The organism is Pseudonocardia sp. Cha107L01 (assembly GCF_052566575.1).
Map to the genome: position 1 here is coordinate 9,054,501 of NZ_CP199579.1, position 22,749 is coordinate 9,077,249.

The following is a 22,749-nucleotide window of genomic DNA, read 5'->3' on the forward strand; positions in this document are numbered from 1 at the left end:
CCGGGAGGACCCCGGATCGCACGCGGGCGAATACCGAGGGGCCGGCGGCCGGCGAATCGTCAGCGACAGGTGCAGCGGGGACACGTGCGGCGGGCAGACGTGCGGCGGGCAGGGCGGAACCCCGGGCGTGCCCATCCGAAAGCACAGCACTGTGCACGGCCGCTCCACTCATCTGTGGCTGGTTTTGAGGGAACCTATGAGTGGGCCGGCGGCGCGACCATGGTGTCCGGCAACGGAGTATCCGGCGGTCTATGTGCCCTCGACACAAATCCGTCCAGTGCAGGCCCGACTTGTACAGTGCGCCATGCCCAGCGATGCGCAGCTGATCGTGAGCGAGGTGGCCCGCCGGATCGAGGCCGACCTCCCGGAGCTGACCACCGAGATGACGAACCACTTCATCGAGGTGATCCCGGAGTTCAGCCACGACGAGGCGATTCGCCAGCTCATGTTGGCCAGCACCTCGTCGAACCTGGTCACGATCGTCGACATGCTGGCGCACGGAATCGCGCTGGACCGGATCACCGTGCCGGCGGCCGCCGCCGAGTACGCCCGCAGGTTCGCCCAGCGCGACCTCTCGCTGGAGGCGTTGCTGCGCGCCTACCGGCTCGGCGAACACCGGGTCGTGCAGTGGGCGCTGCGCTACCTCGGGCCGCTCGAGCTCCCCTCGGCCGAGGTCATCGCGACGACGCAGCTCGTCGCACTCATGCTCAACAGGTACATAGACCAGGTCATCGAGGGGCTCATCGACATCTACGAGCTGGAACGGCAACGCTGGGACCGGCGATCGGACACGGCCAGGGCCGCCCAGCTGCGTGCCGTACTCCAGACCGACAACCTCGATGGCGCCGCGGCCGAGGAGATGCTCGGTATCTCGCTGCGCGGCTGGCACCGCGCCGCGATCGCCTGGGTCGACGCCGGCGTGCCGGACCCGGAGCGGCACCTGCGGACGGCTGTCCAGCTGCTCCGCGACACCGCGGGGCGCGAGCCGCTGACCATGTTCGCCGACGACCACACCCTGTGGGCCTGGCTGACCTCGACCGGGCGACCCGCGGCGGACGACGACACCCTGCGCAAGAAGCTCGCCGAGAACCCGGTGGTGCATCTGGCGTTCGGTGAAGCCGCCGCCGGACTGAACGGCTTCCGCTCCTCGCACCGCGAGGCCGTCCGCGCGCGGACCGTGGCCGAGACCGCGCTGGGCGCACCGTCACACCTCGTCGAGTTCAGCGAGGTGGCGATCGCCGCCCTGCTCTCGGACAACCTCGACGACCTGCACGTCTGGGTGACCCGGACGCTCGGCGACCTGGCCCGCAACGACGAGGCGATGGGGCGCCTGCGCGAGACGATACGGGTGTTTCTGCAGTGCGGGAGCAGCTACACCGACGCCGCCGCACGGCTGCACCTGCACAAGAACACGGTGCACTACCGGGCCCGCAAGGCGGAGGAGATACTCGGCCACCCGCTGTGCGAGGGCCGGCTGGAGATCGAGGTCGCACTGCTGGCATGCGACCTGTTGGGCCACCGGATCCTGGACTGACGGCCATTCTTGACTCACCGGTCCATAAAGGGGGTAACGTGGTGCCATGACATCGAACCCGCTCGATCTGACCGAGCCGAGCACGTCCGGGAGCGCACCGGAGGTGGTATCCGAGCTGTTGCTGCGCAACCTCACGCAGGTCTTCGACGAACGCGATGGCGACCGACGGCGGACCGCGATCGCGGAACTGTGGGCGCCCGACGCCGTGTTCGTGGACCCGATGGGCCGCTTCACCGGCCACGCGGCGCTCGACGCCGCCATCGCGGAGCTCCACAGCCACACCCCGGCGCACCGGTTCGCCGCGGTCGGCGTCCCCTCGGTGCACGTGGGCGGCGGCCTGCTGAACTGGAGCTACGGTCCGGACGGCGACCTCGCCAGGGTCACCGGCCAGGACGTGGCCGTGGTCGCCGGCGGCAAGATCGTGGCGCTGTACACCTACCTCGACACCCCTGCCCCGTCGGAGACAGCCAACGACGGAGCCGGGGTCCGCGAGACGGTCGAGAGCTTCTTCCGCCTGCTCGGCGAGGGCGATGCCGACCGCGTCGCGGAGCTGTTCGCCGAGGAGGTCGACTGGTTGATCCCCGGCAACGAGAACCTGCCCTGGATCGGTCGTCGCTCGGACCGGCGGCAGATCCCCGAGGTCATCAAGATCATCGGCAGCCTGCACGTCCCTGGCAAGAGCGAGGCGTCGATGGAGAAGGTCCTCGTCGACGGCTCCGACGCGGTCGCCCTGGGCCGCTTCGCGCACACCGTGACGGCGACCGGCCGCCCGTACAGCATGCTCGTGGCCTTCCATTTCACCGTCGAGAACGGCCAGATCGTGCGGATGAACATGTACGAGGACACCTACCTCGTCTCGACGGCCTTCGAGGCTTCCGACTGACCGCCGCCGGCCAGGGCGTGACCCCGCGGTCAGTAGTTGCAGGCGCTGAGCGTCCGGTACCCCTTGGGCATGATCTCCGCGACGTGCACCAGCTCCGGGGAGGTCACCTCCAACCGCAGGTGGCCGTTGCTCTGCAACGTGCGCAGGGTGTTCGTGATGGCGTCCGTCGCCCTGGTCCCCAAGCAGTGGGCGATCTGCTCGTTGGTCGCCCCGTCGCCGATGTCGCGGGCTACGCGCAGCACGCGAAGCTCGAGTTCCGTCACTGGAATGGATACAGCTCAGGAATGGCGGGTTGGCGCTCGGTGGACCCCATCCGCTTAGCGAACACCCCGCGAGCCGGATAAGCCATCGCCCGCTTGCCACACTTGGTTGAACGCGCTGGTCAGACCGATCGCACACGTGCGCAAAACCCCACTGCCGTGATCAACACGCAGTGCCGGAGCCGCGGCGGAGTTGCTGCGAGCTATCCTGCGCTCAGACCAGGACCGCGGCGTTCTCCTCGGCCGCCACCGCATCCTGGCGCTGCAGCTTGAGCGACTTCAGCAGCAGGTAGGCCATCACGCCGATCCAGAGCCCGAAGAGGGACAGCGGCGACCAGAAGACCAGCAGACCGTTCCAGGAGAACGGCCCGGTGCGGAAGTTGAAGGCCATGGCGCCGGCTTCGAACATCATGCCGATCCAGGCGCTGAAGTAGCCGAACCAGCGGGGGAACGGCGAGTGCGGCGCGATCTGTGGCCGCAGGCAGATGACGACGACCGCCACCCAGTTGAAGATGTAGTACTGGTCCGTGGTGGTCAGGGTCAGCACCCCGAGCTCGTGCATCATCGCGGTGGTGTCCGGCGAGCGACCGGGGGTGAACGCGGCGACGCCCCAGAACAGCGGCGGCAGCACCAGGAAGATGGACATCATCGCGCCGCCGGCGACAGCCATGACGGCCCAGATCGGCCGGCCTTTCTCCTGCCGCGCGATCTGGATGCCGATGACCGCCCAGAGCGGCAGCATGAAGGCGCTGGTCCAGGAGGCGATGGTGGCCCCGACCTTGATCGAGAAGGCGTGGTCGGCGTACCAGCGCGCAATCTCGACCGCGGACATGGTCGCGTCGGGCGGCGGGATCATGTGCAGGAGGAACCCCAGCACGAGCCCGTAGCTGGCGGTGAGGGCGAGTGCCCACCAGACGATCCCGATCTGAGCGCGCTCGGACATGCTTTCCCCGTTTCGCGGTTGGTGCCGTCAAATCGGCTAGGCCAGCGGTCCTCCGCGCAACGTAGTCGCAATGGTCGGTTGAAGTAAGTCCTTGCCACACTATTGGGCGGCACACAGCGGCGGCGGTCGCGTTACCCTCCGGCGCGCAGCCTGGCCTTGAGCACCTTGCCGGAGCCGGTCCTCGGCAACGCGTCGACCAGCTCGAACTCGAGGGGGACCTTGTACTTCGCGAGCCGTTCGCCGAGGTGCTGTTGCAGCTGCGGGACGCCCGCGGTGGCGCCGGGGCGCAGCACGACGAACGCCTTCCCGACCTCGCCCCACCTCGCGTGCGGGACGCCGATGATCGCGCACTCGGCGACCGCGGCGTGCTCGAACAGCACGCCCTCCACCTCGGCGGGGTACACGTTCTCCCCGCCGGAGATGTACATGTCCTTCAGCCGGTCGACGATGTAGAGGTGCCCGTCCGGGTCCACGGTCGCGATGTCCCCGGAGTGGAACCAGCCGTCGGTGAAGGCCGCGGCGGTGGCCGCCGGGTCGCCCCAGTAGCCGGGGGTGACGTTCGGCCCCCGCACGAGCACCTCACCCGGTTCGCCGACCTCGACGTCGGTGAGGTCGGGGCGGACCACCCGCACGTCGGCGAAGAACACCGGCACGCCGGCCGAACCGGCCTTGGTGACGCTCTCCCGAGCCTCCAGGAAGGTGGCACCCGGCGCGGTCTCGGTGAGTCCGTACCCTTGGCAGAACACCAGCCCGCGGTCCTGGAAGGTCCTGATCAGCGCCGGTGGCACGGGCGCACCACCGCACATGAGGTTGCGCAGCGACGACAGGTCGGCGGTGTCCCACCTCGGTGACCTGGCGAACTCGCCGAACATCGTGGTGACCCCGAACATCCAGGTGATCCGGTGCTTCGCCATCAGGTCGTAGCAGGAGTCCACGTCCCAGCGAGGCATGATCACCGAGCAGCCGCCCTTCAGGTAGGTGGGCAGCAGGGTCTGGTTCAACGCGGCGACGTGGAACAGCGGGGCGCTGATCAGCGTGACGTCGTCGGAGGCGACGTCGACACCGATCATGATGTTGACGCAGTTCCACACGATGTTCGCGTGGGTGAGGATCGCCCCCTTCGGGCGCCCGGTCGTCCCGGAGGTGTAGAGGATCAGCGCCGGCTCGTCCTCCTCCACCGGTTCGTCGATCGGGGTCGGGTCACCGGAGCGCACCCACGGCTCGTAGTCGATCTCGCCGGGCGCGGGGTCGCTGAGCGCGACGACCGCGCGCAACGACGCGGGGTCCGAGGGTGCGGCGCAGTTCGGTGCGCGGACCAGCACCGAGGCCCCGGAGTGCTCGACCAGGTAGCTGATCTCGGGGTCGGCCAGCCGCCAGTTCAGCGGCACGAAGACACCGCCGAGCAGATGCGTGGCGAACAGCGTCTCCGCGAACGCCGGGTGGTTCGGCCCGAGGTAGGCGACCCGGTCGCCGTGGCGCACCCCTGCCGAACGCAGCCGCTCGGCCAGCCGCGTCGCCCGGTCGTGCACGTCGGCGAACGTGGTCGTCGCGTCGCCGTACACGAATGCGGGGCGCCCCGGCGACATCTGGGCCCTCCGGGCCGGCCAGCCCCCGACGCCGCGGTTGCGCATGCTCACCTGGTCCGGGCCGCGGTGGCCGTTGCCGCGGCGTCGGCCGGGGCGGTCTCGGTGAGGCTGTTCCCGCTCGTCTCCGCGAGCAGCACCACACACACCACGGTCAGCAGGCAGAACCCGGAGATGATCAGTGAGATCGTCATCGTCGAGCCACCGCCGGCGAGGATGGAGGCGAACAGTACGGGTGCGAGCCCGGCACCCAGCCCGGACAGCTGATAGCCCAGCGATGCGCCGGTGTATCGGCTGCGGGTGCTGAACAGCTCCGTGCACAGTGCGGCGAGTGGCCCGTACATCGCCGGCTGGATCACCGCCTGACCGAGCACCAGCGTGACCACGAGCAGCACGACGTTCCCGCTGTCGACCAGCGGGAACAGCAGGAAGCTGAACGCCGCCATCGCCACCGCCCCGGCGAGGAGGACGGGCCGGCGCCCCAGCCGGTCCGACAGCGCGGAGTAGCCGATGATGCCGGCCACGGCGAGCACCGAGGACAGCGTGAGGCCGCTCAGCACGGTCTGGCGGCTGTAGCCGACCTCCACCCCGTAGGCGATGAGGAACGTGGTCAGCGTGCCCTGCGCGACGAACGCGGCCAGGCCGACACCCACGGCGAGCAGCAGGTTCCTCGGGTGGTTGCGCAGCACGTCGAACAGCGGGACGCGCGCGGACCGCTCGGCCGCCGCGAAGACCGGCGTCTCCTCGACCTTGAGCCGGATGAACAGGCCGATCCCGAGCAGCAGGATGCTGAGCAGGAAGGGCACCCGCCACCCCCAGGCGAGGAACGCCCGCTCCCCCGAGGCCGCCGCGGTCACGGTGAGCACCACGGTGGAGAGCACCATCCCGCAGGGCGCGCCGGCGTTGGTGAAGCTCGCCCACAGCCCGCGCCGGGAGGTCGCGTGCTCGGCCGACATCAGGACCGCGCCACCCCACTCGCCACCGACGGCCACCCCCTGCAGTACGCGCAGCGTGACGAGGGCGACCGGCGCCCAGATACCGATCTGCCCGTAGGTCGGGAGCGCACCGATCAGGAAGCTCGCGACGCCCATCAGGGTCATCGTCGTGACGAGCATCTTCTTCCGCCCGATGCGGTCACCGAAGTGGCCGAACAGGATCCCGCCGAGCGGCCGGGCGAGATAGCCCGCCGCGAACGTGCCGAAGCTCGCCACGGTGGCGGTGAGGGGGTCGAGCGCGGCGAAGAACACCTTTCCGAACACCACCGCGGCGGCGGTGGCGTAGAGCAGGAAGTCGTAGTACTCGATCACGCTCCCGATGAAGCTGGAGGCGACCGCGCGTCGGAGCTGGACGGTGGACTGGGTGGTGACTGCCGGGTTCGTGACTGCCGGGTTCGTGACTGCCGGGTTCGCCATGGTCGGGCATCCCTACGTTGGGCGCGGGCGAGGGGTTATGCGTAGTGCCGGAACAGCGCCTGCGCGACACAGGCCGGTTTGGCCGAGCCCTCGACCTCGATCTGGAAGGTCAGGGCCATCTGCACGCCGTTGCCGCCGACCTCGTCGACGGAGTCGACCGCGCCGCGCAGCCGGATCCGGCCGCCGACCGGGACAGGGCTGGGGAAGCGCACCTTGTCCAGCCCGTAGTTGACGCTCATCGAGGTGCCGCGGATCTCCAGCAGCTCACCGAAGAGCGGGATGATCAAGGACAGCGTCAGGTAGCCGTGGACGATCGTCGTGCCGAACGGGCCGGTGCGGGCCCGCTCGGCGTCGACGTGGATCCACTGGTGGTCGTCGGTCGCGTCGGCGAAGGTGTCGACGCGGCCCTGGGTGATCTCGCGCCACGCGGTGGCGCCGAGGTCGCTGCCGGCCAGCGCCTTGAGCTCCTCGATGCCGGTGGCGACGGTGGTTACCGAGCGGGTCATGACCCCGCTCCAGCGGGGACGGTCGGCAGCGCGATGCCGTAGGGCTCCGGCGTCGCGCCGATCCCGGTCGGCCACGCGGCCGCGATGGCGTCGGCGGTCCAGCCGCCCTCGGCGTACGCCGCAACGCGCTCGTGGGGGTGGGCCCACAACGCGAGCTTGTCGCCGCCGATGCCGATGGCCTGCCCGGTCACCTCGGCCGCCGCGGCCGAGGCCAGGAAGACCACCAGCCCGGCGACATCCTGAGCCGTCCCGAATCCCTCGTCGTGGCGCAGCCACCCGGGCAGCGGCTCGCCCCGTTCCTCCAGGGCCTCGACGTGCGCGGCGAACGCCGGGATCGTGCGGGTCATGTCCGTCGCCGCCACCGGGACGATCGCGTTCGCCGTGATCCCCGACCTGGCCAGCTCCAGTGCCCAGGTCCGCGCCATCGCGGCGATCCCGGCCTTGGCCGCCGCGTAGTTCGTCTGGCCGAAGTTGCCGCGCTGCCCGGCGGGCGACGCGGCGAGGATCAGCCGGCCACCGGTGCCCTGGGCGCGCATCTGGACCGCGGCCGCGCGGGCACAGGTGAACGTCCCCCGCTGGTGCACCTCGATGACGGCGTCGAAGTCCTCGTCGGTCATCTTCCACAGGACCCTGTCGCGCAGGATGCCCGCGTTGGTGACCATCACGTCCAGGCGCCCGAAGGCGGACACCGCGCGGTCGACGAGCCGGTCGGCGGCCGCTGCTGACCCCACCGCGACAACCTCGGCGACGGCCGAGCCGCCGCGCTCGCCGATCCGCCGCACGGCCCGCTCGGCCGTGTCGGCGTCGACGTCGTTGACCACGACCGCCGCCCCCGCGGCGGCCAGCGCCTCGGCGTAGGCCAGCCCCAGGCCGCGACCGCTGCCGGTCACCACCGCCACCCGTCCTGTCAGGTCCATCGTGGTATCCCTCGCTCGACTGCGGCAGAACGTTAGGCTGAATTCTAACGACCGTCAAGCTTGTGCCCAACATCGAGCGCGGGCTATCGTCGCCGGGTGACCATCCGCGACGAGGAACCGGGCGTGGCGACGGCCCGCCCGCAGTCGCTCATGCTCGGCTTCCTCGGCATCTACGCGCTCGGCCGCGCCACCGCGGTGTACTCGGGCAGCGTCATCGAGGTCTTCGAGCGCATCGGCGTCTCCGAGGAGGCCGTGCGCTCGACGCTGACGCGCATGGTCAAGCGCGAGCTCCTCGCCCGGCACCGGCGTGGCCGGAAGGTGTACCTCGCGCTCACCCCGCGCGCGGCGGCCGTCCTCGAGGACGGGCACCGGCGCATCTGGGAGACCGGCGCGGTCAACCGGGACTGGAACGGCAGCTGGACGCTCGTCGGCTTCTCACTGCCGGACTCGCGCCGCAACGAGCGGCACGACCTGCGCTCGCAGCTGGTGTGGGCCGGCTTCGGGCCGCTGCAGAACGGCCTGTGGATCGCGGCGGGCACGGTCGACGTCGTCCGGATCGTCGAGGATCTCGGGCTCGCGGACGCCGTCACGGTGCTCACCGCGCAGGCTATGAAACCGACCGAGTCGGCTGACCTGGTGGGCAAGGCGTTCGACGTGGCTGCGATCGCCGGCCGCTACCGGGCGTTCCTGAGCCGCTGGGACGTGCCCCGTCCGGCCGAGGAGGCCCGCGACGACCTGGCCCGGCAGCTGCTGCTGCACACCGACTGGCTCCAGCTCGTGCGCCAGGACCCGCACCTGCCGGCCGAGCATCTCGCGGACGGCTGGCCCGCTGTCCGCGCCGAGACGGTGTTCCGCATGCTGGCCGCCCGGTACGAGCCGGCGGCGGCCCGGATCGCGGCGGCGTTGCTCGACGAGATCGCCCTCCCGCCGGGCAACGCGGTCACCGCGACGGGAGCGGAGCCGACCGAGGGCGCCTGAGCGCCCCCGCGCAGGCCCACGGCTGCCTACTTGGCCGGGGCCTGGCGCCCCATGGCGTCGGTGAGCGTCGTGCGGAACGCCTTGGCGTTGCGGCTGCGGACGTAGGTCCCGACCGCGTCGTAGAAGCCTTGCTGGAACTGGGGGCGCATCGCCTCACCGTGCACGATCGACCACAGCACCGTGCCGTTGCGCAGCGCGGCCGCTGCCGAACGCTGGTAGGGCGTCAGCGACGAGACGTCGACGTCGGTCCGGATCGGCACCGAGCCCTTGGCTCTACTGAAGGCGAGTTGGGTTTCCGGCGCACCGAGGACGGCGAGGAAGTCGGCCGCGTTGCGCCCGTTCTGGGACTGGCGGGCTCGGACGAACGTGTCGACCACGGCGACGTAGGTCCCGTCGGTGCCGGGATAGGGCACCTCGCCGAAGGTCTGGCCGTCGACCGCCCCCGCGCTGACCAGCTCCCCGAAGGCCGAGTCGTTGAGGGTCTCGAAGGCGCACCCGCCGGCCGCGAGCTTCTTGGTGGCCGCGTCCCACGTCAACGCGGCCGCCTGGGGGTCTGCGTAGTCGAGGATCTGCCCGAACTGATGCAGCGCGTCGTTCACCGCGCCGGAGTTCCAGTCGAACCGATCCTCGGCTATCCGCCGCCAACCGTCCGCGCCGACCACGCTGAGCAGGGTGTTCTCGAACAGCGCGGTGGTGGTGAACGGGTCCTTGGCTCCCAGGCACAGGGGCGTCACGCCGGCCTTGTCCAGCTTCGCCAGGTCGCCGAGGAAGGTCGGGGGCGGGTAGTTGGCCCCCGGCACGGTCACGCCGGCCTTGGCCAGCAGGGCGATGTTGTAGAACAGCATGTTGCCGCGGTGGGCGCTGGTCGGCACCCCGTACTGCTTGCCGTCGACGGTGAGCCCGTCCCGGATAACCGCCGGCAGGGCCGCCGCCAGCCCGCCCTGGCCGTACAGGTCGCTGACGTCGGCGACCTGGCCCTGATCGACGTACGCCCGCAGCGCTCCGCCGGGGAAGGTCTGCCACACATCGGGCGGGTTGCCTGACAGCAGGCGCTGGGCGAGCACAACCTGGGCGTTGCTGCCGCCGCCCCCCGCGACGGCGCCGTTGGTCACCGTCATCCCGGGATGTGCCGTCCGGTAGGCGTCGAGAAGCGCGGTGAGGGCCTGCTGCTCCGACCCTGACGTCCACCACGAGACCACCTCGAGACTGTGGGTGGGCTCCTGGCTCGAGCCCCGGTCGGCACCGCAGGCGGCCGACGCACACACGCACACAACCGCCAGCCCGAGCGCGGCGAGACGGCCTCGGAGCCTCATGCCGCACCCACCTTGCTGGTCGCCATCGCGGGTTGCGCCTTCGCCCGCAGGTCGTAGAACGCGAACGCCGCGACCACCGCGAAGCAGACGGCCGGAACGATGAAGGAGACGGCCGGGCTGGTGGCGTCCAGCGTCGCGCCCTGGACGAGGGGCATGATCGCGCCGCCGACGATGGCCATCACGAGTCCGGCGGCGCCGAGCTTGGTGGCCGGGCCGAGGCCGTGCAGGGCCACCCCGTAGATGGTGGGGAACATCAGCGACAGACAGAACGAGACCGCGACCAGCGCGATGACCCCGGTGATGTTGGGTACCGCCATGGCGTAGAGACACAGCAGCACCGCGAGGACGGCGAGCACGGCCAGCACCTTGGTGGCGCGGATCTTTCCGATCACCCAGGTCATCAGGAACCGGGACAGCAGGAAAATGATCAGGCTGACCTGCAACAGGTAGCCGCCGAGCTCCAGACTGCCGTTGATGGCCTGCTGGACGTACTGCAGGATGAACGTCCACGTGCATACCTGCGCGGCGACGTTGAAGAACTGGGCCACCACACCGAACCGGTACCGCTTGTTGTTCCAGAGCATCCGGGCCAGCGCACCCTTGCTGGTGTCGCCGACGTCGGGAAACTCCTCGATGATCTTCGGGGCCTTCTGGGTGGCAATCACGACCCAGATGGCCAGCAGCAGCAGGCCGAGCCCGAGGTAGGGACCCATCACGGCGCCGAGCTGTCCCGCACGGATGACCTGGACCTGCTCCGGCGTGGCCGAGGTCAGGTCCACCGGGGACTCCAGTTTCGGCAGGATCAGGGTCGCGGCGATCAGCACCCCGATGTTGGTGCCCAGCGGGTTGAACGCCTGCGCGAGGTTCAGCCGCCGGGTCGCCGTGTCCTGCGGTCCCATGGAGATCACGTACGGGTTGGCCGAGGTCTCCAGGATGGAGCACCCGGCGGCCAAGGCGAACAGCGCGACCAGGAATGCCTCGTAGGTCAGGATCTTGGCCGCGGGATAGAACAGGAACGCCCCGGCGGCGGCCAGGCCGAGACCGGTGAGCAGCCCGGCCTTGTAGCCGAACCGCTCGTTGATCAAGGCCGCCGGCAGCGCGAGGAGGAAGTAGGCGCCGAAGTAGGCCAACTGGACCAGGCTGGCCTGGAACGTACTCATCTCGAAGATGTGCTTGAAGCCGGCGACCATCGGCGTGGTCAGGTCGGCCGCGATTCCCCACGCCGTGAAACAGCCGATGACGACAACGAAGAGCAGCCCCATCTTGGGATAGACCAGGCGCTGGCTCGCCGCCCCCGCTTCCTCGGCGTCGTGGTTCGAGACTGCTTGCGCCATGGCGGTCACGTCCCTAGCCCTCAAGACAACGCCGATGTGGCCTCGTGGGACCTGAGACCGTACGTCCACCCGCGAGTCGGGCGCAATGGGGTTCGTGAACCACAGCTGAGGCCGCCTGACCGGGCCGCCGGCCGGCATGGTCGACTGACTCGCATGAGACGTTCCCTCGTTGTAGCGGTCGCCGCTGCTCTCTGCACTCTCGCCGGCTGTGGATCCAGCACGCCACCCGCCGCCACCCCACCCCCCGCGGCCCCCTCGGCGGCGGTCAGCCCGGCCCCGGCCCCCAGCCCCGTACCGGGCGTCCCCGCGCTCTCCGGCAACCCGACCGACATCACCAAGCAGAGCCAAGCCCAGGCCGGCGCCGGCCAACCGCCCACCAAGCTGGTCACCCAGGACATCGTGGTCGGCAAGGGCGCGGCGGCGACGCTCGCGAACACCGTCGATGTCCGCTACACCGGCACCCTCTACACCGACGGCACGCTGTTCGACAGTTCGTGGTCCCGCGGTGACGCGCCGACGAGCTTCCCGCTCAGCGGAGTGGTGCCCGGTTTCGCCCAAGGGATCGCGGGCATGCAGCCCGGTGGTCGCCGGGTGATCGTCATCCCGCCGGCCCTCGGCTACGGTGACCAGGCCACCGGCCCGATCCCGGCCGGCTCGACGCTGGTCTTCGTGGTGGACCTGGTCGGCGCCACCTGAGGTGAAAGCATGGCCGTCCCGCACCCTCACGCGGGACCGCGTGCCGACCTGCCGAGCAGCGTGTCCCTCGTCGTCGCCGGGACAGATATTTCCGCCGACGCCGATGAGTTCGTGACTTGCGCCGGGTCGGCACCGGCATGAGCGATACGGATGCTGGCCTGGGCAAGGTCGTTGTGAACAGGGCGATGTCGCTGGACGGCTTCATCGCCGGCCCCGACAACGCGATGGACTGGATCCTCGAGTACCGGATGGAGACCGCATTTCCTGAGGTCATGCAGGCCACCGGCGCCATGCTGGTCGGCCGGGGCACCTACGAGGTCGGCAAGCGGATGTCCGTCGAGGACACCGACTACGACGGGGGGCCGGTGTTCGTCCTGACGCACCAGCCGCCGGACGAGCCGGAGCAAGGGGTCACATTCCTCACCTGCGATCTCGGGGAGGCCGTCGCCACGGCGCGCGCCGCCGCGCGCGGGAAGAACCTGGAAATCCTCGGAGCCGACGTGGCCAGTCAGTGCCTGAAGCGAGGTCTCGTCGACGAGGTTCTGGTGTATGTCCTGCCAGTGCTGCTCGGCGACGGCGTGCGTTTCTCGACCTCCGGGCTCGGCAGGATCGACCTTGAACCGTTCAGCAACAGGCAGTCGGGTCCCGTTACGGTGCTCCGCTTCCGCGTGCGGAGGTAGGTATGTGAAACAGGTTCGGCCACCTCTTCCATGATCGGGAGAGGTGGCCGTTTCCGCTGGTCAAACTATGTGGAGCGGGCGACGGGAATCGAACCCGCGTAGCCAGTTTGGAAGACTGGGACTCTACCATTGAGCTACGCCCGCGTACCGCCTCGCGGCGACGTGGACAGCTTAGCTCAGCGCCACACAGTAGCGTTCGGGGTATGGCTCGCGTCCCGTACCTGACTCCGTCCAACGCCCCCGAGAGCGTCGCCGGCACGTTGGGCAAACTCGCCCCGCTGCACGTCTTCGGCCTGATGGCGCACGCGGAGACGGCGTTCCGTCCGTGGCTGCGCTTCGGCGGTGCGCTGCTCAACGACCTCGCGCTGGACCCGGCCCTGCGCGAGCTGGCCATCCTGCGCGTCGGTCAGCTCACCGCGCGCTACGAGTGGGACCAGCACGTACCGATCGCGCTCGCGGTCGGCGTCACCCAGGATCAGATCGATGCACTGGACAGCGGCGAGCTGGACCGCCTCGACCCGCTCCCCCGGGCTGTTCTGGACTTCGTCACCGGCCTGGTCAACGACGAGGTGGACGACGCGCTCTACGAGACGGTCGCCAGCCAGCTCAGCCAGCGCGAGGTCGTCGAGCTGTCCCTGGTCGCGGCGCACTACCTCATGCTGGCCCGGATGATGACCACGCTTCGGATCGATCCGGACCCCGCCGCCGGCCCCGGAGCGCTGCTGCGCGGATAGCGAGCGACTCCCCAGGGAGGGACACGCTAGGCTCCAGGGGTACACGGGGTGTGGCGCAGCTTGGTAGCGCACTCGCTTTGGGAGCGAGGGGCCGTGGGTTCAAATCCCGCCACCCCGACCAGTCAGTACCGCTACGGCCGGCACATCGGCCGGAGCGGATCACCGTGCGGGTAGCTGCGCCCGTAGCTCGGCGACTGTGGCCTGCATCACGGCGCCGGGCACGTTCGTCAGCGTTGGCACGTCGAACGGGACGTTTGTGCTGATCACGGCGTCGGCGAACAGGTCTATTCGGCTCACACTGGGACTGCCGAGCCCGCGCAGCGCGCCGCCGGGGACCATCGGGTCGAGCGTCGTGGCGACCGCGCCGCCGGTCCACACCGGTATCCCGGCCAGCACCCCCGCACTGACCACGTGGGTGTGCCCGGCGAGGATCACCCGGACATCGCTGCCGGCGATCGCGGCGGCCAACTCCGCACGGTTCTGCAGCTCGATCGCCGCGGTGAACGGGGACAGCGAGGGCAACGGCGGGTGATGCACGGCGAGCACCGTGCCGCCCGGCGCCGGTTGCGCCAGCTCGCCGCGCAGCCAGCTGAGCTGCCCGGGGCGCAGCTCGCCGTACCCGAAGCCGGGAACCGTGCTGTCGAGCACCACGATCCGGAGCTCGCCGAACCAGTGGACTCCGTCCAACGGACCCGCGTCCGGCGCCACACCGAGCAGGTGCTCCCGCAGGGGGCCCCGGTCGTCGTGGTTGCCGGCGACGTAGACGGCCGGGCTGCCGATCCGGGCGAGCGCGGGCTCAACCAGGGCACGCAGCCGCCGATACTCCTCGGGGAGGCCGTTCTCGACGAGGTCACCGGTGAACAACACCGCCGTCGGCCTCAGCGCGGCCTGCTCGACGGCGGCGAGCGCGCGGTCCAGGACGTCGAAGGTGTCCACCGGATTGCGCACGGTCCCGGACGGAGGCCCGATGTGCAGATCGGAAATCTGGATCAGGGTGTGCGCGGGTCCGGTAGACACAACCTCGATTCTGCCCCCTGAGCTACACCAAGGGCCCGCGTAACGAGCTCGATCACATTCCACCGGCCGGGAGCGGCTCAGGAGGTGAGCTCCCGGCGCGCCGCGCGCTCGACCAGGATCGGCAGGAAGGTCCGCACCCGGGCGCCGGCAAAGCGTGCGAGCACCCGCTCGAGGGTGGTCCGAACCCGGTTCTCGCTGACGCCCTGGTCCACATACTGCGCGAGCAGCCGGGACTCGAGCTCGGCGAGCTGCTGCTGAAGCTGACGCTCTTCGGGCAACTCGATGTTCGGTCGCTCCAGCCGCGTGGTCATCGGGCCTCCCGGTATTAAGGAAAACGGTTCCCCAATAAGACGCCGTCAAGGTGAACAGAAGATGAACCAACGGGGTGGGCGCACTGCGGTGAGCGTCACACGCCAGATCCGCGCGCCTCGCGGCCGGCAACCGAGAAGCGGTGTCGCGGACCACGGCGCGGCCGGCCGGACCCCGCTCCGGCCGGTCGCGCCAGCAGGTCCCCCTGGGTTCTAGGCGGAGAAGTCGGGGCTCGCGGTGCGCGGATCCACCGCACGGCCCTTCGGCTCCTCCCACTCCTCCTGCCGCCCGAGCGCGGTGAGGTCGAGGTAGTAGTACGAGCCACCGAGCGTCTCGCAGCCCCTGGCGTACATCGAGTACGTGTGGAACACGGTGTCGCCGTCGCGCAGGAAGCAGCTGTGCCCGTGCTCCTCGATGGGCTGGCGCCCCATGAGGTAGTACGCCGAACCGGCGACCTCGTGCTCGACGGGCGTCCGGTAGTTGTACTCGATCGGAGCCACCGCGTCGTCGAGCGTGACGTGGAAGTCGTAGTTGAACGTGGTCCCGTACGACGAGTACCACGGCATCGACCAGCCCTTGCGGCGCTGGAACCGCTCGAGCTTCGACTGGGGCGCGCGCGAGACGAAGGCCAGCGTGGTGCCGCGGCTGTTCAGGTGGTCGAGCAGCCCCTCGGAGACCTCGTCGGCGGTCGCGGTGCAGCTCGGGCAGCCTTCATCCCACTCGGGGGCGAACATGAAGTGGTAGACGATGAGCTGGCGACGTCCCTCGAACAGGTCGACCAGATCGACCTTCCCGTCCGACCCCTGGAAGACGTAGTCCTGCTCGACCCTGACCATGGGCAGCCGCCGCCGGTCCGCGTTGAGCTGGTCACGCTGTCTGGTCAGGTCTTTCTCCCTGACCAGGAATTTCTTGCGGGCCGTCAACCACTCGTCCCTGGACACCACCTCAGGAAGGCTCATGGCGTTTCCCCCTCGCCATCGACTTGTATACGGTGTGCACTATGCCATAGGTTGTGGACGCCGTCCACAACGAGGAGCATAAATGGCGACCGTCGGCGCCGACCGTCCGAAGCGTGAAACATATCGGCACGGTGATCTACGGCGCGCACTGGTCGAGGCGGGCATCGAACTGGCCAGGGAGGGCGGGCCCGACGCGGTCGTTCTGCGGGCCGCGACACGACAGGTCGGCGTCGCTCCCAACGCCGCCTACCGGCACTTCGCCGACCGCCGGGCGCTGCAGCGGGCGGTCTGCGCGGCGGCTCAGTCCGAGCTGGCCCGGGCCATGGAGGCCGAGCTGGACGCGCTGACGCCGGTGGGCGACGCGGCGACCGCCGCGCGAGACCGATTACGGGCGTTCGGCGCCGCCTACCTCCGCTTCGCCCGGACCGAGCAAGGCCTGTTCCGCACCGCGTTCTCGGTACCTACCGACATGGCCGGCTCGACCAACCCGCAGCTCGCGGGCAACACCGGCAACCCCCCGTTCCAACTGCTGGGGAGGGCTCTCGACGAGCTCGTGTCCGTCGGCGTACTGCCCGCCGACCGGCGACCGGGCGCCGAGTTCGTGACCTGGTCCGCCGTACACGGGCTGGCCGTACTCCTGATCGACGGCCCGCTGCGCGGCGTCGACCGGGCCGTGACCGACGACATCGAAGAGCGACTGATGGAAATGGTCGAACACGGGCTCCGTAACCCGATCGCGCGCCAGGACTAGTCGCCGTCGCGTGCCGAGGGCGCCCAGTCAGCGCTCGCCGTCGATCCGGCACTGGCGTTCTGCCCGAGCTGGTCCAGCACCCGACGAAACCGGTCCAGCTCCGCACTGTCCAGCTCACCGCGCAGCTTGGGGTCGTAGGCCACCGCCACGGACCGCAGCCTCTCGAACAGCTCCTCGCCGGACTCCGTCAACTCGACGATGTGCACCCGTCGGTTCTCCGGGTCGCGGCGGCGGGTGACGAGACCGCACTCCTCCATGCCGTTCAGGTGATGGGTCAGCGTCGCGCCCCGGACCTCACCGACCCCGTTCCCCGGGAACCAGCCGGATACCCGATCCGTTGACCTGAGAGCGGTGACAGTCGACCGCCGCCCAATGCCGAGTGAGGTGCTCCGGTGACCGGCACGATCGTGGTACTGCTGCTCGTCGTTGCCCTGGTGGCCGGCGGGACGTTCCTGGCCCGGCAGCGCGCGCAGGTCCGGCAGCGTGAGCTGGACGACGCCAAGTCCGAGGCCCGCCGCTGGGTGGAGCGCCTGGGTGGTTCAGTGCTCAACCTGCAGGGCACCGACGAGGCGTCCAAGCAGGCCATGGCGGACGCCTCCGAGCGCTACACCGCCGCCGGTTCGCAGCTGGACCAGGCCCGCACCGTGGCCCAGGCCCGGCAGGTGACCGACACCGCCTACGAGGGGCTCTACTACGTGCGCGCCGCGCGCACCGCGATGGGCCTGGACCCCGGCCCGGAGCTGCCGGCACTCCCAGGCCAGGGCCGCGCCGGCGAGGTCACCGAGGCCAGGGACGTCGACGTGGAGGGGCACCGCTACAGCGCCTCCCCCGACCCGTCGGACCGCAACTCGCACTACTACCCCGGTGGAATGGTGTCCGGCCGCCCGGTCCCGTCGGGCTGGTACTCCGAGCCGTGGTGGAAGACCGCGCTGGTCGCCGGCGCCTGGGGGGTCGGCTCGTTCCTGCTGTTCGACGCCCTGTTCAACGGCATGGACGGGTCCGGTTACGCGGACGGCTTCCAGGACGCGCAGGCCATGGGCGCGGGCGACTTCGGCGGCGGCGACATGAACCAGGGCGATATGAACCAGGCTGCTGACTTCGGCGACTTCGGTGGTGGCGACTTCGGTGGTGGCGACTTCGGAGGCGGCGGCGACTTCGGTGGTGGCGACTTCGGAGGCGGCGGCGACTGGGGCGGCGGCGACTGGGGCGGCGGTGGCGGCGGGGACTGGTAGCCCGCTCAGGCGGCGGCCGGCTGGCAGGTCGGACACCAGAACAGGTTGCGGCCCGCCAGCTCGGTGAGCTGGACCGGTGTGCCGCAGACCAGGCACGGCTGGCCGTGGCGGCGGTACACGTAGACCTCGCCGCCGTGCCGGTCCACCCTGGGCGCCCGGCCGGTGGCCCTCGGCGTGTGCTCCTTGCGGACCGTGTCGATCCGGCCCTTGCGCACCCCATCCCGCATCAGCGCGACCAGGTCGACCCACATCTCGTCCCACCGCTCACGGCCCAGCGCGGTGCCCGGCAGCATCGGGTCGAGGCCGTGCCGGAACAGCAGCTCCGCCCGGTACACGTTGCCCACGCCGGCGAAGATGCGCTGATCCATCAACTGCACGGCCAGCGGCGCGCGGGACCGGGACAGCCGCGCCCAGGACTTCTCCGGGTCGGCGTCGCGGCGCAGCGGGTCGGCCCCGAGCCGGGCGCGCACGACAGCCACCTCGTGGTCGGTGAGCAGCTCGCAGGCGGTCGGCCCGCGCAGGTCGGCGAAGTGCGTGGCGCCGACCAGCCGCATCCGCACCTGGCCCCTCGGCGGCTCGGCCGGCACCGGTCCCTCGCTGAACGTGCCGTACAGCCCGAGGTGCACATGCACCACCAGGTCGCGGCCGTAGCGGTGGAACAGGTGCTTGCCGTGCGCCTCGGCGCGGACCAGCGGCAGCCCGTCCAGCAGCTTCGCGGACGCCTCGAAGCGCCCCTGTGGGCTGGACACCTCCACCGGCGCCTTGCCGAACATCTTCTGGTGCGACCGGGCCAGCCGGTGCAGCGTGTGTCCCTCGGGCATTCGCTGGCCGCGCTCAGCCGGTGGGCAGGCCGGTGATCTTCCCGGTCGCCTCGTAGTCGGCCAGCAGCGCGATCCGCCGCTTGTGCCGATCGCCCTCGGAGAACGGCGTGCTCAGGAACGCCTCGGCGATCTCGATGGCCTGCTCCGGCGTGTGCATCCGAGCGCCGATGCCGGCCACCTGGGCGTTGTTGTGCTGCCGGGCCAGGGTCGCGGTCTCGGTGCTCCAGGCCAGCGCCGCACGGCAGCCGGGCACCTTGTTCGCCGCGATCTGCTCACCGTTGCCCGACCCGCCCAGCACGATGCCGAGGCTGCCCGGGTCCGCCACCGTCCGGCGCGCCGTCTCCAGGCAGTACGGGGGGTAGTCGTCGTCGGGGTCGTAGGTGGCGGCACCGACGTCGACGGTCTCGTACCCGGCTCCGCCCAAGTGCTCCAGCAACCGGGCCTTCAACTCAAAGCCGGCATGATCCGAACCGAGGTAGACGCGCACAAGACCACATCCTGCCAAACCGCTGCCCGGCGCAGTGAACCGGCGCACAGAGTTCGGCAGTTGCGCGGTCAGCCGCGCACAGATGGGCGTACCGCCCGCGCTTCCGGTCGAGCGACCTGGCCCAGGTAACACGCCCGTAACCACAGGAGAACCTCACCCTCCTACGTTTCACCCTTGGCGTCCTCCCGGCAGCAGGCCGGGATTCCAACTACGCGACCGGAGGCGGCGTCACGTGTTGAGGTTCGCGGTTCACTGTCACCGGCACCCCGGTGGCTCCCCGCGCCGTCACGGCCCGTCTGGCCGCAATATTTCTCGCCGCGATACGGGTGGCGAACAGAGACCATCCGCCGTTGCGCCACCCCGGCCGACGGTGCGTTCCCCCACGCCAGTTCGCCACGGCTTGGTCGAAGTCCCGCAGAGCCTGTTGCTGCACCGTCTGGCTGCCGGCCGCCAACCAGCCGAACGCGGCACGTGCCTCGGTCAGCTGCTTGCTTTGTTCAACGTAACCCGGTACCCGTTGGCTGTGAGCTCGATAACTGAGCTGCTCGACTGCCAGGTTCCACACAAACCGAGCATGCCCACACTGCGTCTCGAGCGCGCCCACTCGCGCGCTCCGCGGGACAGGGCTTCCGCCTGTGATCGCCCATGAGTGGGACGGCGCGGATCGGGATCGAGGAGGAGTTCCACGTCGTGGACCTCGCCACGCGGCGGGCGGCACCTGAGGTGGACGCGCTGCTCGGGCGGCTCAGCGGGGAACACTTCTCCCCCGAGTTGCAGCGATCGCTGGTGGAGACCAACACGCTGCCCTGCTGGACCCTGGACGAGCTGCGCGTCGAGATCGTCCGGCTGCGCGCCGAGCTGGCCGGCGCCGCCCACCCGCTGGGGCTGGGAGTGGTGGCGGCGGGCAGCGTCCCGCTGACCAACCCCTCCGACAACGACGTCTCGCACGGCGACCGCTACGCCCTGATGCAGCGCGAGTACCAGATGCTGGCCCGCGAGCAGCACATCTGCGGGGTGCAGTTCCACGTGGACGTACCGGACCGGGACCTGGCGATCCGCGTGGTGCAGTGGGTGGCGCCCTGGCTGCCGGTACTGCTCGCGCTGTCCGCCAGCTCGCCCTACTGGCAGGGCGCCGACTCGGGCTACGCCAGCTCGCGGACCCTGGTCTGGCAGCGCTGGCCGACCGCGGGGCCGCCGGGGCCGATGGCCGACGCCGCCGAGTACGACGCACTGATCGCCGCCCTGGTCGCCTCCGGCACCATCAGCGACCCCGGCATGGTCTATTTCGACGTCCGCCCGTCGGCGCACCTGCCGACCGTGGAGCTGCGGATCTGCGATGCCTGCCCGCTGGTGGACGACGTGGTGCTGCTCGCCGGCATGTTCCGCGCGCTGGTCAGCGCGGCCCGCACGGAGATCGACGCCGGCGCACCGCCGCCGACGATCCGGCACGAGCTGCTGCGCGCGGCGACCTGGCGCGCCGCCAGGGCCGGACTGGAGAGCGAACTGGTCGACCTGTACAGCGACAGCGGGCCCCGGCTGGCCTCTCCGCAGAGCATGGTGCGCACGCTGCTGGACCGGATCCGCGACCCGCTGGAGGAGGCCGGCGACTGGGCGCAGGTGCACGCACTGGCCGAGGTGGCACTGGCCAGGGGCAGCGCGGCGGCCCGGCAGCGCAGGGCGTTCGGGCTGCGCGGCGAGTACCAGGACGTGGTGGACACGCTGCTGGCGGCGACCCAGGGCGAGCCGCTGCCGCGTACCCCGCCGCAGTCCGCACCGTCCCGGTTGCCCTCGGTGCTGGCCGGCTACGAGGTCTCCGGTTACGACGAGGTGGTCGCCGCGGGCGGTCGGGTGCAGCCGCACTACGGCTGGCTGTTCCGTGCGCTGGACCGGCTCGGGCTGGACGGCATCCGGATGCGCGAGGCCGAGCGGGACTCCGAGCAGCGTGCCAGGGGCGTCACGTTCCGCGTCAGCGACGACGCCGAGGACCGGCTCTTCCCGCTGGACCTGGTGCCCCGGATCGTCACCGCCGACGACTGGACCAACCTGCAGGCCGGCCTCACCCAGCGGGTCCGCGCGCTGGAGATGTTCCTGGCCGACGTGTACGGCGAGCGGGCCGCGATCGCCGACGGGGTGCTGCCGGCGTCGCTGGCCAGCCCGGCCCACGGCTGGAGCGAGCACGGCGGCCTGGCCAGGGCCGGCATGGCGCGAGCCGCGGTCAGCGGCATCGACCTGGTGCGCGACCGCGCCGACGAGTGGTTGGTGCTGGAGGACAACCTGCGGGTGCCGTCCGGCATCGGGTACGCGATCACCAGCCGCCGCCTGGTGCGCAGCGTGCTGCCCGAGCTGGAGCCACCGGCCGGGGTGGTCCCGGTGGAGGGTGTGCCGGAGCTGCTGTACAAGACGCTGCTGGCCGCCATGCCGCCGAAGGCCGGGCCGGACGGGACCGTCGCGGTGCTCTCCGTCGGCGAGTTCGACTCGGCCTGGTTCGAGCACCAGCTACTGGCCGAGAGCATGGGCGCGCCGGTGATCAGGCCGGCCGAACTGGCGGTGCTCGACGGCGTCGTCCACCACTGCCTGCCCGGTGAGCAGCCACGCCGGCTGGACGTGCTCTACCGGCGGTTGGACGAAGAGACGCTGCTCGCCTCCGACGGGGCCGACGGCCGGCCGCTGTTCCCGGCGTTGCGCGCGGCCATGCTGGACGGCACGGTCAGCGTGGTGAACGCGCTGGGCAACGGGGTCGGCGACGACAAGGCGGTGTACGCCTACCTGCCGGCGATGATCAAGTACTACCTGGGCGAGCGGCCGCTGCTGGCCAACGTACCGACCTACCACTGCGCCGACGCCGAACAGCGCTCCGAGGTGCTGAACCGGCTCGACGAGCTGGTGCTCAAGCCGGTGGACGGCTACGGCGGCGTCGGCATCGTGATCGGCCCGCATGCGGAGGCGGACGAGCTCGCGGCGGTCGGCGAACACATCCGGGCGGAACCGGACCGCTGGGTGGCCCAGGAGCTCGTGCAGCTGTCCACCCATCCCACCTTCGCCGGTGACCGGCTCGAACCCAGAGCGGTGGACCTGCGCGCGTTCGTCTTCAACGGCGAGCGCCCGGAGGTGGCGCCGGCCGCGCTGACCCGGGTGGCCCCGGCCGGCAGCATGATCGTCAACTCGTCGCGCGGCGGCGGCGCGAAAGACACCTGGATCCTGCGCTGACCTCCCCGCGAGTGGTCCGGCTACGCGATAAGTACAGGATCCTCAGTGAGACCCCTCCTGCTCCGCCGAACGGGTATCACGCCACTCCTTAGCACCCGAGTCGGCCTGCATGTGCCACGATTTCGGGTGGTCGGTTGAGAGCTATCGACACTGGAGCGCCGCCCTCACGGAGTCGGGTTCGGGAGTGTGGACT

At 70.5% G+C, this 22,749-nt stretch carries 23 protein-coding genes and 2 tRNA genes; 10 read left to right on the forward strand and 15 right to left on the reverse strand.

Translation table 11 applies throughout. From position 1 onward, the window contains the following. The first annotated feature begins 304 nt into the window (after window positions 1-304). Both ACTXG6_RS42660 and ACTXG6_RS42665 read left to right on the forward strand, forming a co-directional pair. A complete protein-coding gene (locus ACTXG6_RS42660; protein WP_445184992.1) occupies window positions 305-1,534 on the forward strand; it encodes a PucR family transcriptional regulator in 1,230 nt (409 codons plus the stop codon). A gap of 46 nt (window positions 1,535-1,580) precedes the next feature. Then, window positions 1,581-2,417, forward strand: coding sequence for a nuclear transport factor 2 family protein (locus tag ACTXG6_RS42665; RefSeq protein WP_445184993.1), 837 nt, complete (start codon window positions 1,581-1,583; stop codon window positions 2,415-2,417). A gap of 29 nt (window positions 2,418-2,446) precedes the next feature. Here ACTXG6_RS42665 and ACTXG6_RS42670 read toward each other — a convergent pair whose 3' ends face one another. The 6 genes from ACTXG6_RS42670 to ACTXG6_RS42695 form a co-directional block, all read right to left on the reverse strand. Further along, window positions 2,447-2,680: a hypothetical protein gene (locus ACTXG6_RS42670; protein ID WP_445184994.1), complete on the reverse strand. Its 234-nt coding sequence runs from the start codon at window positions 2,678-2,680 to the stop codon at window positions 2,447-2,449. Window positions 2,681-2,891: 211 nt separating this feature from the next. Next, window positions 2,892-3,620, reverse strand: coding sequence for a hypothetical protein (locus ACTXG6_RS42675; RefSeq protein ID WP_445184995.1), 729 nt, complete (start codon window positions 3,618-3,620; stop codon window positions 2,892-2,894). 131 nt (window positions 3,621-3,751) lie between these two features. Next, window positions 3,752-5,251, reverse strand: coding sequence for an acyl-CoA synthetase (locus ACTXG6_RS42680; RefSeq protein WP_445184996.1), 1,500 nt, complete (start codon window positions 5,249-5,251; stop codon window positions 3,752-3,754). 2 nt (window positions 5,252-5,253) lie between these two features. Next, on the reverse strand, window positions 5,254-6,615 hold the full coding sequence (locus tag ACTXG6_RS42685; RefSeq protein WP_445184997.1) for an MFS transporter: 1,362 nt from the start codon (window positions 6,613-6,615) through the stop codon (window positions 5,254-5,256). A 35-nt stretch (window positions 6,616-6,650) separates the two neighbouring features. Further along, the gene (locus ACTXG6_RS42690; protein ID WP_445184998.1) at window positions 6,651-7,121 is read right to left on the reverse strand and encodes a MaoC family dehydratase; all 471 of its coding nucleotides are present in this window, start codon (window positions 7,119-7,121) and stop codon (window positions 6,651-6,653) included. Next, window positions 7,118-8,038, reverse strand: coding sequence for an SDR family NAD(P)-dependent oxidoreductase (locus ACTXG6_RS42695; RefSeq protein ID WP_445184999.1), 921 nt, complete (start codon window positions 8,036-8,038; stop codon window positions 7,118-7,120). Before ACTXG6_RS42695 ends, ACTXG6_RS42690 begins: the two co-directional genes overlap by 4 nt. 96 nt (window positions 8,039-8,134) lie before the next feature. Here ACTXG6_RS42695 and ACTXG6_RS42700 point away from each other — a divergent pair, with 96 nt between their 5' ends. Continuing rightward, window positions 8,135-9,016, forward strand: a complete 882-nt coding sequence (locus ACTXG6_RS42700) for a PaaX family transcriptional regulator (protein WP_445185000.1) — start codon at window positions 8,135-8,137, stop codon at window positions 9,014-9,016. A 26-nt stretch (window positions 9,017-9,042) separates the two neighbouring features. Here ACTXG6_RS42700 and ACTXG6_RS42705 read toward each other — a convergent pair whose 3' ends face one another. Together ACTXG6_RS42705 and fucP are read right to left on the reverse strand one after the other, a co-directional pair. After that, complete coding sequence (locus ACTXG6_RS42705) at window positions 9,043-10,329, reverse strand: ABC transporter substrate-binding protein (RefSeq protein ID WP_445185001.1); 1,287 nt, start codon at window positions 10,327-10,329, stop codon at window positions 9,043-9,045. Continuing rightward, window positions 10,326-11,663: an L-fucose:H+ symporter permease gene (fucP, locus tag ACTXG6_RS42710; protein ID WP_445185002.1), complete on the reverse strand. Its 1,338-nt coding sequence runs from the start codon at window positions 11,661-11,663 to the stop codon at window positions 10,326-10,328. The genes ACTXG6_RS42705 and fucP overlap by 4 nt, the downstream gene beginning before the upstream one ends. A gap of 153 nt (window positions 11,664-11,816) precedes the next feature. Here fucP and ACTXG6_RS42715 point away from each other — a divergent pair, with 153 nt between their 5' ends. Together ACTXG6_RS42715 and ACTXG6_RS42720 are read left to right on the forward strand one after the other, a co-directional pair. After that, window positions 11,817-12,359 (forward strand): FKBP-type peptidyl-prolyl cis-trans isomerase, encoded by a 543-nt coding sequence (locus ACTXG6_RS42715; protein ID WP_445185003.1) that lies wholly within the window; start codon window positions 11,817-11,819, stop codon window positions 12,357-12,359. 137 nt (window positions 12,360-12,496) lie between these two features. Further along, window positions 12,497-13,039, forward strand: a complete 543-nt coding sequence (locus ACTXG6_RS42720) for a dihydrofolate reductase family protein (protein WP_445185004.1) — start codon at window positions 12,497-12,499, stop codon at window positions 13,037-13,039. Between the two features lie 70 nt (window positions 13,040-13,109). Here ACTXG6_RS42720 and ACTXG6_RS42725 read toward each other — a convergent pair. Next, a tRNA-Gly gene (locus ACTXG6_RS42725) sits at window positions 13,110-13,183 on the reverse strand. A 59-nt stretch (window positions 13,184-13,242) separates the two neighbouring features. Between ACTXG6_RS42725 and ACTXG6_RS42730 the strand changes: the two genes are divergently transcribed. Together ACTXG6_RS42730 and ACTXG6_RS42735 are read left to right on the forward strand one after the other, a co-directional pair. Further along, window positions 13,243-13,773, forward strand: coding sequence for a carboxymuconolactone decarboxylase family protein (locus tag ACTXG6_RS42730; RefSeq protein WP_445185005.1), 531 nt, complete (start codon window positions 13,243-13,245; stop codon window positions 13,771-13,773). A gap of 44 nt (window positions 13,774-13,817) precedes the next feature. Beyond that, window positions 13,818-13,894: transfer RNA gene (locus ACTXG6_RS42735), tRNA-Pro, on the forward strand. A gap of 38 nt (window positions 13,895-13,932) precedes the next feature. On the opposite strand, the gene ACTXG6_RS42740 is transcribed toward ACTXG6_RS42735, so the two are convergent. The 3 genes from ACTXG6_RS42740 to ACTXG6_RS42750 form a co-directional block, all read right to left on the reverse strand. Beyond that, the gene (locus tag ACTXG6_RS42740) at window positions 13,933-14,790 is read right to left on the reverse strand and encodes a metallophosphoesterase family protein (RefSeq protein ID WP_445185006.1); all 858 of its coding nucleotides are present in this window, start codon (window positions 14,788-14,790) and stop codon (window positions 13,933-13,935) included. Window positions 14,791-14,867: 77 nt separating this feature from the next. Next, a complete protein-coding gene (locus tag ACTXG6_RS42745) occupies window positions 14,868-15,101 on the reverse strand; it encodes a three-helix bundle dimerization domain-containing protein (RefSeq protein ID WP_445185007.1) in 234 nt (77 codons plus the stop codon). A 210-nt stretch (window positions 15,102-15,311) separates the two neighbouring features. Next, window positions 15,312-16,058: a DUF899 domain-containing protein gene (locus ACTXG6_RS42750; RefSeq protein ID WP_445185008.1), complete on the reverse strand. Its 747-nt coding sequence runs from the start codon at window positions 16,056-16,058 to the stop codon at window positions 15,312-15,314. 82 nt (window positions 16,059-16,140) lie between these two features. Between ACTXG6_RS42750 and ACTXG6_RS42755 the strand changes: the two genes are divergently transcribed. Then, the gene (locus ACTXG6_RS42755; protein WP_445185009.1) at window positions 16,141-16,809 is read left to right on the forward strand and encodes a TetR/AcrR family transcriptional regulator; all 669 of its coding nucleotides are present in this window, start codon (window positions 16,141-16,143) and stop codon (window positions 16,807-16,809) included. Here the strand turns inward: ACTXG6_RS42755 and ACTXG6_RS42760 are convergent. Continuing rightward, on the reverse strand, window positions 16,806-17,066 hold the full coding sequence (locus tag ACTXG6_RS42760; protein ID WP_445185010.1) for a MarR family winged helix-turn-helix transcriptional regulator: 261 nt from the start codon (window positions 17,064-17,066) through the stop codon (window positions 16,806-16,808). The genes ACTXG6_RS42755 and ACTXG6_RS42760 overlap by 4 nt on opposite strands. A gap of 135 nt (window positions 17,067-17,201) precedes the next feature. Between ACTXG6_RS42760 and ACTXG6_RS42765 the strand changes: the two genes are divergently transcribed. Further along, a complete protein-coding gene (locus ACTXG6_RS42765; RefSeq protein ID WP_445185011.1) occupies window positions 17,202-18,041 on the forward strand; it encodes a hypothetical protein in 840 nt (279 codons plus the stop codon). A gap of 5 nt (window positions 18,042-18,046) precedes the next feature. Here the strand turns inward: ACTXG6_RS42765 and ACTXG6_RS42770 are convergent, their stop codons facing one another. Both ACTXG6_RS42770 and ACTXG6_RS42775 read right to left on the reverse strand, forming a co-directional pair. Beyond that, entirely contained in the window at window positions 18,047-18,862 is an 816-nt protein-coding gene (locus ACTXG6_RS42770) for an Fpg/Nei family DNA glycosylase (RefSeq protein WP_445185012.1), read from the reverse strand. 13 nt (window positions 18,863-18,875) lie between these two features. Continuing rightward, complete coding sequence (locus ACTXG6_RS42775; RefSeq protein WP_445185013.1) at window positions 18,876-19,349, reverse strand: ribose-5-phosphate isomerase; 474 nt, start codon at window positions 19,347-19,349, stop codon at window positions 18,876-18,878. 645 nt (window positions 19,350-19,994) lie between these two features. Here ACTXG6_RS42775 and ACTXG6_RS42780 point away from each other — a divergent pair. Continuing rightward, window positions 19,995-22,556: a glutamate--cysteine ligase gene (locus tag ACTXG6_RS42780; RefSeq protein WP_445185014.1), complete on the forward strand. Its 2,562-nt coding sequence runs from the start codon at window positions 19,995-19,997 to the stop codon at window positions 22,554-22,556. Window positions 22,557-22,749 lie beyond the last annotated feature (193 nt).